We start from the raw sequence: 12,310 nt of genomic DNA on the forward strand, positions 1-12,310 counted from the left end.
AGGCTAAAATAGCAAAAGTACGAAAACGCAGCTCTGTGATACCCGCAAAATAAGCGGTATATTGACGAATCCCAGGCAAAAAATAGCCAATGGGAATGGCCCACTTCCCAAAACGTTGAAACCATTCCTCCGTTTTTTTATACATTCGATACCCTTTTTCGAAACGCTTCAGGTATTTTTCTATAAAAGGATGCCCCAATTTAAATCCAATCCAATAAGCTGCTGTCATCGCACTTATGGAGCCTAGATAGCAGACTAAAAAGGTTGGTAGGAAATGCAGATCTCCCTTAGATACCAAAAACCCCGAAAACACCAAAAGCGTCTCCTCAGGAACAGGCAAGCCAATCAAGCCAAAAAAGAATAGTCCATAGAGAGCAAAGTATCCATACTGTGAGATATATCCCCCAAAATGATTAATAAATTCATTCATTCAGGTCTTCCCTTTCCTTTCTCTATATATCGTGCCAGATCTTAGCAAGTAAGTTCAAGTTATCTTTTCTACCCAATATGACGTCCTTGACCACTATTGGTTGCATACAAATACTCAACCTGCCTTGTTCTTATTGGGCTCTACTAAAAAAGAAAGGAACCACGCTCCATGATGCGCTGGTTCCTTTTCTGAGTTTATTCCGCTTGTTGGTCACGAGCAAATGCATTACGTTCACGGAGAACTACCATAATTTCGCTAACCGTATGTTTGTTATAAATCATCGCCATGACATGTTCAACGTCTTCTTTTTCTAAACCGGTCGCGATTAGACTTTCTTTTAAAAGAACGTCGTTATTGCGACGGAAATAGGATTGCAACGTTCGCAATACACGCCCTTCAAAATGCGTCTTTAACAATAGTTCAGTCGTTGACATTACCTTCCACCTCATCCTACAGTATAGAAACTATTATCTCCCAAACTGCCCAAGGAATCAACCTTCTGTCCATAACCTTATGTATTGCCAGCTTTAAATGATATATACTTCTCTTTAAAACCAAAAGAGGCCACATAATTTCTTGTGCCTCTTTTGCATGTCATTATTTGGTTGTATCCGATGGACATGTTGTCAGCATCTCTTCTAACACCTGAACATCATTTTCTAAACCACGAATATCTTCCTCTAGCATTTTAAGCAAATGCTTTTTATCCCGAAGCATTTTTCGTGTTTGATCCAGGCGCTCTTGCATATCAAAAACACCGATATACACTATCGTTTCCCTCCCTATGTAAGATCCCAACGAACCACCTTACATCATATGCAACGACAGCATATTGTTTCCATTTTCTTTGCCATCAGGACTGATATTTTTCTAATTCCGCACGCAGCCGTTTTATTTCTTGACGCATTGCGGCTTTTTCCAGTCGTTCCATTTCCTGATCTAAACCTTTATCATAGTTTGCTTTTTCATAGAAAGGTTCTTGATAAAATCCTGATGCAAATTCAGGCTGTGGACGCTGATAGCGTGCCTGCTCCCACATCGGCTCCTTCGGCATGATGAAAGCGAGCAAGAAGTACAGCAAGAGTGGTACCCCTGTAAAAAAGGTGACAACAGCGGTTACCAAACGAAGCAATGTCGCATCAATTCCTAGAAAAGCAGCGAAACCGCCACAAACCCCAAAGATTTTTTTATCAGATTGGGACCGATAGATACGATTCATAATAGGCGCATCCCCTCTCAATATATATACCTGTTCTTGATAATACTAGGATATCGAAATCAGCTTTTGTTCAAAACTGGCTGGAGTGGGATTTTTCCTCCGTCTACAGGCGGAGACAGGCTTGCATAAAAAGAATCAGGTTGCTCACGCTATTGAAGAGGTGATCAATGTGAGCAAGAAAAAAGCGATAACCGTATTGCTTATCGGTACGTTAGGATTGTTGTCTACAGCTGGTTGTAATAGGAGCCATTCAAGTCAAATTCAAGGTGTACCGGCTAGCATTAAATCGAATCCGCATGTCTATTTTTTACAAAGCCATCCCCAAACAGCAACAAATCAAAATAACTTTACACCGTACGGAATGCCGGTTAATTCAGGGAGTGGCACAGATTATGATCTGGTTGTTAGACCTGAATCCGTGTCCGATTACGGAGGTCTGTTTGGACCAAAACAAATCATTGTGACGAATAATTCAAATTCACCCTATCAAAAATAACAGCAGGCTTTGAAAAAACTGTTCGTAAGGGTGTTTTAATAAGCCATATATGGGTACAAATAAATTAGTATTTTTTGTACAAACAAAAAACGCTAAGGACTCCCTCAGCGCTGCACTTGTTTTGGCGTATTATTCTTCTTTAGGTATGAAAGTAAATATCTCACCTGTTTCAAAGGAACGGATCAATTTTTCTAACCACTTATAATAAGACAGCGCATGCTGCATTTTAAGCATGTCACCCTTAATTAAATTGCAGGCTTGAGGATTGTCTCCGTACTTATCTAACAGAACTTGTAGTTCTCTGAGGGACTTGTGCAAATGATGCACATTGCTTTCCATTGATTTGCGCCAACGTATCGAAAAGTAATCACCCAGATTTTGATGCCAATCTGGTTCCGTTTCATAAAGATCTTTACGAGAACCTTTGCTCCAAACTTTGTTGACCATTTTCAGATCGATCAGGGTGCGCATTCCAGTGCTCATACTGGTTTTGCTCATCCCCATTTTCTTGCCCATTTCGTCAAGAGTAACTGGACCTTGCGAAAAGTACATCATGCCATATAAATGACCAACAGATTGGGTCACTCCAAATAAATCCATGTTTTTACCAACCGTTTCAATCATACGATGGCGCGTTTTTTGAACGGCAACCTGAAGCTCTTCAGGAAGTCCTTCAAATTCATCCATTGTTGCTTACCTCCTAGGACAGGTCAAACTTCATCTTTCATTATATCGATTTTATTGTAGGAGGCAACCATACCCTAGTAAAGGACTGGGTATAGGTGAAATTTTACGAAAAATGGAGTATACTGTACATAAAGTTCGTAAAGTTTTTTCTGTACGTACTTGATCAAGTTATTTCCTGTTTGCTCATGTTCATACATTTTTCATACACTTACCGGAGCGTTTCGTTACAAAATTGAACGTTTTCTCTGGGAGCAAAAGAAAGAAATTACCAGAAGAAGGGAGTGTCTTCATGCCAATTATTGAAGTCAAAAATTTAACAAAAGTATTTGGCCGTGATCCAAAAAAAGCCATACCCCTGCTCAAAGAGGGCTGGACAAAAGAAAAAATCCTCAAAGAGACAAAAATGACGGTTGGGGTAAATCAAGCTTCTTTTTCGATAGAGGCTGGAGAAATATTCGTTATAATGGGGCTGTCGGGTAGCGGTAAATCCACATTAGTGCGATTATTGAATCGTCTAATTGAGCCGACAGATGGCCATGTGTTTATTAATGGAAAGGATATCGTATCCTTAAATCAAGAAGATCTTCGCGAAGTGCGACGTAAAAATATCACAATGGTTTTCCAAAAATTTGCTCTCTTTCCACATCGTACAGTTTTAGAAAATGTAGAGTATGGTTTAGAAGTATCGGGAATACCTAAAGCCGAAAGACAAGAAAAAGCAATGAAATCTCTGGAATTGGTTGGTTTAAAAGGCTGGGAAAACTCCTTACCTGATCAGCTTAGCGGCGGTATGCAGCAACGTGTCGGTCTTGCTCGCGGCTTAGCCAATGATCCCGATGTTTTGTTGATGGACGAAGCGTTTAGTGCTCTTGATCCTTTGATACGCAAAGAGATGCAAGATGAGCTCTTAGAATTACAAACAAAAATGAAGAAAACCATTATTTTTATCACGCATGATTTGGATGAAGCATTACGGATTGGTGACCGTATTGCCTTAATGAAGGATGGAAATGTCGTCCAGGTTGGAACACCGGAAGAAATTTTGACCAACCCGGCTAATAAATATGTAGAACGCTTTGTAGAGGACGTAGACCTGTCCAAGGTACTTACAGCTACTCAAGTTATGAAACGCCCTGAAACTATTACCTTGGAACGCGGGCCGCGCGTTGCTTTGCAATTTATGCAAGAACGCGGGGTATCGACTTTATATGTAGTAGACACCCACAAACGTTTACTTGGGGCCATTACTGCTGATGATGCCGTACAGGCAGTTAAAGAGGGTAAAAAGCTAGCAGATATTCTAATAAAGGAAGAGGTTCCTACTGTCTCCCCCGATACAGTGCTCAATGAACTATTTGATATCGTAAGCTCTACACGAGTCCCTGTAGCAGTAGTAGATGAGGGAAATCGCTTGCAGGGAATTATCATCCGCGGAGCCGTACTAGCCGCACTCTCCGGCAACACAGAAGGCGGTGAAACAGTATAATGAATATGTTTAAAATTCCTTTAGGTTCATGGATTGAATCATTAGAAGCATGGTTTGATGCTTCCTTAGGTCCTTTATTTGCAGTAATTAGTGCTATTATCGGCGGGTTGGTTAGCGGTTTTGAGTGGCTATTTATGAATATTCCTGCTCTGCTCTTTATCGTGTTGTTCTCCCTGATCATTTATTTTGTAGCACGCTGGAGAATGGCTCTCTTTTCTTTATTGGGCTTACTCCTCATATACAACCTTGGCTATTGGCCTCAAACAATGATGACGTTAGCTCAGGTCCTAACGGCGGCCATGATTTCCATTCTTCTTGGGGTGCCGATTGGGATTTGGTGCGCAAAGAAAAATACGGCTCAAAGCATCGTCACACCCATTTTGGATTTCATGCAGACCATGCCAGCATTCGTATATCTGCTGCCAGCGGTTACGTTCTTCTCACTAGGCGTGGTACCAGGTGTTATTGCTTCTGTTATCTTTGCGATTCCTCCAACTATTCGACTAACAAATTTAGGGATTCGACAAGTACCTGAGGATTTAGTGGAGGCAGCAGATGCATTTGGTTCTACATCTATGCAAAAATTAATCAAGCTGCAATTGCCATTAGCCATCCCTTCCATTATGGCTGGGATTAACCAGACTATTATGCTATCGCTATCGATGGTTGTTATTTCATCCATGATCGGGGCACAAGGCTTAGGTTCAGATGTTTACCGTGCCGTTACGCAAACAAAAACCGGCGTAGGCTTTGAAGCAGGGATTGCTGTTGTTATTCTAGCGATTATTTTGGATCGCTTTACCCAAACGCTCATTAAAGGACAAGAGAAGAAATCCGCAAAGCCTGCTATAAAATATCGTAGACCATTCATTTTAGCCTCAATCGCCATTTTGGTTATTTCCAGCATTGTAAATGGTGTTGCTGGTAATGGTGGCGGCAATGCCAAAAACATTACCCTTTCCTATGTAGCATGGGATTCTGAAATTGCTAGTACGCATGTAGTAAAACAAGTGTTAGAACAAAAGTTAGGTTATCAGGTTAATATGTTACAGGTCGAAGCAGGTCCAATGTGGACAGGCGTTGCGACCAAGAGCGCTGATGCCCTTGTTGCTGCTTGGCTACCTAAAACGCATGCTAGCTTCTACGCTAAAAACAAAGATCAAGTAGAAGACCTGGGGGCAAATTTAGAAGGCACACGACTTGGTTTGGTTGTTCCAGAATATATGAATATCTCGTCTATTGATGACTTAAGACGTTCTGATATAAAAAATGCTACGAAAGCAACAATTATTGGGATTGAGCCTGGAGCTGGTCTGATGTCAGCAGCTACTAAAATGCTACAGGATTATCAACTAACGGACTGGACTCTGATGGAGGCTTCATCCGCAGCGATGGCTACTGAGCTACAAAAAGCGTACAGCCAGCAAAAGCCAATTGTTGTTACAGGCTGGACACCACATTGGATGTTCGCCAAAATGAAATTAAAGTATCTTGACGATCCTAAAAAATCATTTGGAGAAGACGAACAAATCCACACGATTGTCCGCTTAGGATTGCAAGAGGACTTACCAGATGCTTATCAATTCCTGCGCCAGTTTAAATGGACTCCAGAAGATATGGCGCAAGTAATGGTTCGTATTCAGGAAGGCGTCGAGCCCGATGATGCTGCCAAGGAATGGCTTGACGCTCACCCAGAAATAGTAGAAAAATGGCTAGCAGGCATTGAACTCAAATAATACAAAAGGCATCCTCACTTCAGAGGGTGCCTTTTTCCTGTTTATCAATATTTTTTTGGATCGTATACAGGTCGAGGATGATCAAACAGTTCACCTAACGTGGCGTACGTATGCCCAGCTAAACGGCTGACAGGAGCAAATTTTTCAGCATCAATTTTTCCATTAAAGTACATAGAATCATCTATATGCACATGTACAACCTCGCCAATGATTAAATCGGAAGCGGACGGCTCGCCTAATGTAACAATCTGATGTAGCTTGCATTCAAAATGAATTTTAGATAACGCTAATCTCGGTACTTTGATTGCTTGAGAAGGAGTCAGATCAAGTCCTAGCGCCTCTACCTCACTTTGATCCGCTGGAAAGTCGGCTGAGGTTTCATTTACCAACGCAACATTATGCACATCTACTGTGTTAACGACAAATTCCTTTGTTACCGAGATATTCCGAGCTGTATCCTTCATCATCTGTCCTGGTTTTCGCGAGACCGCTATGGAAATCATCATCGGGTCAATGCAAGCAACATTAAAATAACTAAATGGGGCTGCATTTACCACACCTTCTGGATTGTGCGATGTAACCCAGGCAATGGGACGCGGAATGATGCCACCTATCAGTAATTTATATTTTTCCTGTCTCTCTAACTCGCTTATTCGTAGCTCCACACGCCATGCCTCCTTTTTTCCCTATTTCGTTACAGGTAGCCAGCTATACATATAAGCTGTATCTTCTAGTGCGAGCGCCTGCCTTGTTGCTTTTAACGGACGGAAAGTATCTAGCATGACCGCTAATTCCTTCGTCTCTTTTTTACCAATGCTTGCCTCGATCTTACCTGGATGCGGTCCATGTGGAATACCCATGGGATGCAGAGTGATGGAGCCTTCTACCACACCTTTGCGACTCATAAAGTTGCCATCCACATAATATAGGACTTCATCGCTCTCTACGTTACTGTGGTAATACGGCGCTGGAATAGCCTGCGGATGATAGTCATATAAACGGGGGACAAAGGAACAAATCACAAAATTCTGACCAGCAAATGTCTGATGAACTGGAGGTGGCTGATGCACGCGGCCCGTTATCGGTTCAAAATCATGAATACTCAGCGCATAGGGGAATAAATAGCCATCCCATCCAACAACATCAAACGGATGAAAATCAAATGTATAGCTATATAATGTGTGATTTTGTTTGACTCGAACTTCAAAGCTCCCTTCCTCCACATGTGTTTCCAATCGTTCCGGCAATCGCATATCCCGCTCACAAAATGGAGAATGTTCCAACAATTGTCCATGCTCGTTTCGATAACGCTTAGGCGGAACAATTTCATTTTGAGATTCAATCACAAGAAAACGCGTATCCTCCGTTGAGGGTACAATTCGATAAGTCGTACCAATCGGGATAACTAAATAATCGCCCGGTCGATACGTAATGGTACCAAAGATGGTTTGAAGCTCTCCCTCGCCCTTATGAACGAAGATGACCTCGTCTCCTTCCGCGTTACGATAATAATAATCCATTTCCTCAGTTGGCGAACAGACAGCCATTACCACATCATCATTTCCCAATAAGTAACGACGGCCTACTATAGGGTCTCCCCCTTTTGGAGCATCGAAGCTCAGAAAGTGCTGGTGACGTAATTCCTCGCGCTCCACATATTGCATATCAATTGTAGCTATTTTCTTTACTTCCGTCACTTGTGTTGGAGGGTTGTGATGATACAAAATGGATTGAATCCCAGAAAAACCTTTTGTGCCCATCAGTTGCTCACGGTACAGCTCACCATTTGGCTTAAAAAATGTGGTATGGCGTTTCCGCGGCACTTCGCCCATTTTTACGTAAAATGGCATGAAATATTCCTCCCTTATGCTTCTATAATGGTATTTCGCAGAGTACCTAGATGATCGATCTCCAATTCAACAACATCTCCTGGCTGTAGCCACTTGTATTGTTCTCCACCACCTAATTCTAATAAGCATCCACTTCCTACCGTACCGGAGCCAATAACATCTCCAGGGTACAAAAAACAAGCTTCGGAAGCACGCGCAATCATTTGAGCAAATGTATAATAGATATCTACAAAATTTCCGCGCGAGTACTGCTTGCCATTTATCCTTGCTGTCATTTGCAGATCATAACGATTTCCATTTGAGGAGGGAATAATACGACCGCTTAGTTCGTCAGCAGTAACCAACCAAGGGCCTGTAGAGGTTGCAAAATCCTTAGCCTTAGCAGGTCCAAGTCCCACTTTCACTTCCTCGCGTTGAATGTCGCGCGCACTCCAGTCATTTAGAATCATAAAGCCGGCGATATACTCATCTGCCCTTTCTATGGGGATATCTACCCCTTTTTTACTAATGACACAGGCAATCTCTAACTCGTAATCAAGAGACTTTGTTTGCTTGGGTATAGTGATATTGGCTTCTGTTCCGATAAATGCGGCCGGATTTGAAAAATAAAAGACAGGTAACTGATACCATTCTGGAACCATTTCAAGGCCTCTACGCTTTCGACACGTCTTTACGTGCTGCTCAAATGCATAAAAGTCTCGAAAGCTGGGGGGGCGAGGAATAGGAGCACCTAGATGTATCTCTTCCAAAGGAATCATATCTTCATGCTCGATTAGCTGTTGTTCAAGTAAACATGGGTACCATTTGTCCCATTCGTTTAATAAGCCCTGAATGGTTGATGGAGCCCCTTCCACTGTATCAGCTATGTCCATAACTTTCTTTCCTACATACAAGCCAGCCCGCCATTCGACCTGATTTTCTAACGTTGTGTTCTCTTTTTTTCGTTGATAGCTAACTAGCTTCACGACTTCACCTCCCACTTTTTTCATGAACAAAAAAACCAGTTGCACATAAAGCCACACAAGAAAAACCAAAAGGAATACTCCTTTCAAGTCACTTATTGTATGGCAGTATGAACAACTGGCTTATGTTTACTTCACCGAGAAAAATCTTCTTAGGATTATTCCCCATAAACACCCAGTGTCACTCTGCTATCTTTTTAACTACCGAGATATCTCAGACCTGCTGTTTACCTTCCAAATATCGATCCAATGCAGAGCGGAGAGCTTGAAGCACTGTTCCTTGTGTCGGTACCAAAGCACGCTTACGAATGGTTGCCTGCAGCTTCTCCCATTCTGATGGCAGGTATGCACCGATCACCAAGCCCCGAATAAATTCTTCATTTAACCCCATTAAAAAAGTAAATGAGGCATCAACCACCTGATCTGTTCGGCTATCCATCACTAAAGAACAGGCAAACATCTTTTGGGTATCTGTCAAAGGTGTTCCCTTAGGCAGTTGGGCAAATCCTGTGGCTAAAATGTAAGCATCGTCTGTATAACGAGGCAGGGGCACATTTGTCATGATCCCTTCCCCTCCTTCTTCCATAATAAAGCAAACGAATCATTTTGACCAGAACTATTCTGAACATTCTACGATTTTCTGCATATCTTCTGGAAGTGGCTCTGTTAGACATATTTCCTCACCAGTGCGCGGATGTTGAAAGCGTAGCTCAAAGGCATGTAACGCTTGTCTGCCAATAAGCTCACGCCTTCCTCCATATAGATCATCTCCAAGCAATGGATAACCTAAATAACTCATATGGACACGTATCTGATGGGTTCGTCCTGTTTCTAATTGTAGCTGAATATGACTTAGCTCATCTGTGCTTTTCAACACCTGATAATGTGTCACCGCCTGCTGTCCATCTGGGCGAACCTCACGCTCTACAATGGATTCCTCTTTGCGGCCAATAGGTGCGTCGATTACTCCACTTTGCGGGGTTACACGTCCATGAACGAGGGCTTGGTAACGTCTTTTTAGGCTTCGATTTTTTTGCATACGTGAGAACCGGTCATGGGCCCACTGATTTTTAGCAATAATAATTAGCCCAGTCGTATCCTTATCCAATCGGCTCACTGGACGAAATTTACGGCGTTCTCCCTTTTGCTGCCAGTAATGGATGACACCATTTGCCAAGGTTCCTGTCACATGCATGCCAGTTGGGTGGACTACTATTCCAGGAGGCTTTGCTAGTACCAAAACATCCTCGTCCTCATATCGAATCTGTAAATCCATTGCCTCAGGCTCAAGGTTTTCAGACTCTTCCTCATCCATCCAGATTGTAATAATATCTCCTGCTTCTACAATTCGTGTTACAAAAGCAAGTTCTCCATTTATCTGTATCTCACCGCTGAATTTAGCCCGGATCAACAGCTTGCGAGATATCTCATAGTCTTTTTGTAGGACCTCTCGTAAACTGCGCCCTGCTTGTTGCTCACTTGCATGAAAACGTAATAACAGCTCTTTCATATTTGTATCCTCGCTCTGAGAAATGATTACCGTTAGTATAGCACAAAAGCCCTTCTCACTCTGCGTCCTCTAGAGAGAAACAAAGTGAGAAAGGCTTCATCCAAGAAATTTTTATTTTAGCTAACGCAGAGATTTTGGATTAAAAGCGTCCTTCAAGCCTTCTCCTACGAAGTTAATCGCTAAAATTGTCAATGTAATACAAGCACCTGCTGGCAGCCAAATCCACCATTGTTGTTCAATGACTTCCGGAGAGACCGCATCTGACATGATATTCCCCCAAGACGGTACGTTAGAAGGAACACCAAAGCCTAAAAAGCTAAGTCCTGTCTCTACTACGATCATGGAAGCCAACAAATAAACCCCCTGTACAATGATCGTGGAGATAACATTAGGTAAAATATGCTTGATAATAACCTGTGCAGGCGTACATCCAATTGAGATAGCGCTATGCACATATTCATTCTCTTTTTCCGCTAAAATCTTGCCACGTACCATCCTCGCAGTAGAACCCCAGCTAAGTACACTAACCACTGTAATCAGTGTTAGTACACCCGAGGCCGTGAAGACTGAGTTCAATACAATAACAAAAATGAGAAACGGAAATGTAATAATAAAATCCGTAAAACGCATAAGTAAATTATCTACCAATCCGCCAAAATAACCAGCCACAGATCCTATCAGAGTACCGAAGATAACGACAAATAACGTAATGGAAAGACCAATTGTCAGCGAAATTTGCCCACCATATAAAAGCCGCGTATAAACATCACGTCCCCCCTTATCTGTCCCTAACCAATGATCAGAACTAGGGGCTTGGTTCAAATTGCGGATATCAATTTTAATGGGATCATAATGAGTTAAAAAATCTGCTGAAAAACAGATCAGAAAGATCACTGCTAAGAAAATAATACTAGCGATTGCTAGCTTATTTTTTGCAAATTTGCGCATTCCGATCGCCCATGGTGAAGTCCCCCTACGCTTCTCTTGATGAGCAGAAACTTCTGGACTGTTGGATGTAATAACGGGTTCCATATCTCTTTCCTCCCTATTTCAATCGTATCCGTGGATCAACAACACTGTACAACCAATCCGCAATCAGATTACCTAATAGCGCCATAAAGGTTAACAGCATGGTGATCGACATAACGACAGAATAATCTCGGTTGTTAATGGAGTTGATAAAGAGTTGTCCCAGTCCAGGATAGGTAAAGATGGTTTCGACTATTACCGCTCCCCCGAGCAGATTACCGATATCAAGTCCTAGAAATGTTACCATCGGGATAAGAGAATTACGCAAAATATGCTTGTTATAAATAGCAGATTCACCTGTACCCTTTGCCATAGCCGTACGTACATAATCCTTACCGCTGCCTTCAATAATGTCGTTGCGCAAAAATTGAGTGTAGGCGGCTGTATTAAATAGACCAAGCACAGCGGCGGGCAGGATCGTATGCCCTACTTTGCTCAAATAGTAAGATAAGGTTCCTTGCTCGACATCCACACCGATAGAACCGCTCGCAGGCACCCACCCCAATAAAATAGCAAACACATATATGCATACAATAGCTGCAAAAAACGATGGAATGGCATATCCAATATAATTCAGCGTCACAATGATATTATCGATCCACGTAAATCTACGCCGAGCTGCAATCATCCCCATCACCAAAGCACCTAGATAAGTAAACACCAAAGACATGCTCATTAAGAAAATAGTATTCGGTAACCGCTCGCCAATCAGTTGAGTAACTGGCATTTTATGATTAAACGAGTCACCTAAATCTCCCCGTAAAAAACCACTAACCCAACGGCCATATTGAACGGGAATGGGATCGTTAAATCCTAGCGATTCTCGCATTTTGGCTATATACTCGGGATTGGCATTATTAGGGTCAATCTTCCCCGAAAGGGCGTCCCCTGGCATTAATTTTGCC

Annotated in this window: 15 protein-coding genes; 3 read left to right on the forward strand and 12 right to left on the reverse strand. The window is 42.2% G+C overall.

From position 1 onward, the window contains the following. The 4 genes from AYJ08_RS00005 to AYJ08_RS00015 all read right to left on the reverse strand — a co-directional run. On the reverse strand, positions 1 to 430 hold a 430-nt coding region (locus tag AYJ08_RS00005; RefSeq protein WP_064016076.1), incomplete at its 3' end, for a DedA family protein. A gap of 194 nt (positions 431 to 624) precedes the next feature. Beyond that, positions 625 to 864, reverse strand: a complete 240-nt coding sequence (locus AYJ08_RS00010) for a hypothetical protein (RefSeq protein WP_064016077.1) — start codon at positions 862 to 864, stop codon at positions 625 to 627. A gap of 163 nt (positions 865 to 1,027) precedes the next feature. Continuing rightward, complete coding sequence (locus AYJ08_RS23715) at positions 1,028 to 1,198, reverse strand: hypothetical protein (RefSeq protein ID WP_003338703.1); 171 nt, start codon at positions 1,196 to 1,198, stop codon at positions 1,028 to 1,030. Between the two features lie 85 nt (positions 1,199 to 1,283). Continuing rightward, positions 1,284 to 1,649, reverse strand: a complete 366-nt coding sequence (locus AYJ08_RS00015; protein WP_064016078.1) for a PspC domain-containing protein — start codon at positions 1,647 to 1,649, stop codon at positions 1,284 to 1,286. Between the two features lie 121 nt (positions 1,650 to 1,770). Here AYJ08_RS00015 and AYJ08_RS00020 point away from each other — a divergent pair, with 121 nt between their 5' ends. Next, positions 1,771 to 2,145 (forward strand): hypothetical protein, encoded by a 375-nt coding sequence (locus AYJ08_RS00020; protein WP_231928950.1) that lies wholly within the window; start codon positions 1,771 to 1,773, stop codon positions 2,143 to 2,145. A 129-nt stretch (positions 2,146 to 2,274) separates the two neighbouring features. Here AYJ08_RS00020 and AYJ08_RS00025 read toward each other — a convergent pair whose 3' ends face one another. Next, on the reverse strand, positions 2,275 to 2,832 hold the full coding sequence (locus AYJ08_RS00025; protein ID WP_064016080.1) for a GbsR/MarR family transcriptional regulator: 558 nt from the start codon (positions 2,830 to 2,832) through the stop codon (positions 2,275 to 2,277). A gap of 289 nt (positions 2,833 to 3,121) precedes the next feature. Here AYJ08_RS00025 and proV point away from each other — a divergent pair, with 289 nt between their 5' ends. Together proV and AYJ08_RS24795 are read left to right on the forward strand one after the other, a co-directional pair. Next, entirely contained in the window at positions 3,122 to 4,318 is a 1,197-nt protein-coding gene (gene proV / locus AYJ08_RS00030) for a glycine betaine/L-proline ABC transporter ATP-binding protein ProV (protein WP_031412421.1), read from the forward strand. Further along, positions 4,318 to 6,054, forward strand: a complete 1,737-nt coding sequence (locus AYJ08_RS24795) for an ABC transporter permease/substrate binding protein (protein WP_064016081.1) — start codon at positions 4,318 to 4,320, stop codon at positions 6,052 to 6,054. The genes proV and AYJ08_RS24795 overlap by 1 nt, the downstream gene beginning before the upstream one ends. Positions 6,055 to 6,098: 44 nt before the next feature. Here the strand turns inward: AYJ08_RS24795 and AYJ08_RS00040 are convergent, their stop codons facing one another. The 7 genes from AYJ08_RS00040 to opp4B form a co-directional block, all read right to left on the reverse strand. Beyond that, positions 6,099 to 6,719, reverse strand: a complete 621-nt coding sequence (locus tag AYJ08_RS00040) for a flavin reductase family protein (RefSeq protein ID WP_064016082.1) — start codon at positions 6,717 to 6,719, stop codon at positions 6,099 to 6,101. Between the two features lie 21 nt (positions 6,720 to 6,740). Then, the gene (locus tag AYJ08_RS00045; protein ID WP_064016083.1) at positions 6,741 to 7,904 is read right to left on the reverse strand and encodes a homogentisate 1,2-dioxygenase; all 1,164 of its coding nucleotides are present in this window, start codon (positions 7,902 to 7,904) and stop codon (positions 6,741 to 6,743) included. 14 nt (positions 7,905 to 7,918) lie between these two features. Further along, on the reverse strand, positions 7,919 to 8,869 hold the full coding sequence (locus AYJ08_RS00050; protein ID WP_064016086.1) for a fumarylacetoacetate hydrolase family protein: 951 nt from the start codon (positions 8,867 to 8,869) through the stop codon (positions 7,919 to 7,921). 211 nt (positions 8,870 to 9,080) lie between these two features. Beyond that, a complete protein-coding gene (locus AYJ08_RS00055; RefSeq protein WP_064016084.1) occupies positions 9,081 to 9,428 on the reverse strand; it encodes a DUF3870 domain-containing protein in 348 nt (115 codons plus the stop codon). 54 nt (positions 9,429 to 9,482) lie between these two features. Then, entirely contained in the window at positions 9,483 to 10,376 is an 894-nt protein-coding gene (locus AYJ08_RS00060) for an RluA family pseudouridine synthase (RefSeq protein ID WP_031412431.1), read from the reverse strand. A gap of 120 nt (positions 10,377 to 10,496) precedes the next feature. After that, the gene (gene opp4C, locus AYJ08_RS00065; protein WP_064016085.1) at positions 10,497 to 11,408 is read right to left on the reverse strand and encodes an oligopeptide ABC transporter permease; all 912 of its coding nucleotides are present in this window, start codon (positions 11,406 to 11,408) and stop codon (positions 10,497 to 10,499) included. 13 nt (positions 11,409 to 11,421) lie between these two features. Continuing rightward, a partial coding sequence (opp4B, locus tag AYJ08_RS00070) for an oligopeptide ABC transporter permease (RefSeq protein WP_064016087.1) occupies positions 11,422 to 12,310 on the reverse strand: 889 nt, incomplete at its 5' end.

It is taken from the genome of Brevibacillus sp. SKDU10 (assembly GCF_001645205.1).
GTDB lineage: Bacteria > Bacillota > Bacilli > Brevibacillales > Brevibacillaceae > Brevibacillus_B > Brevibacillus_B halotolerans.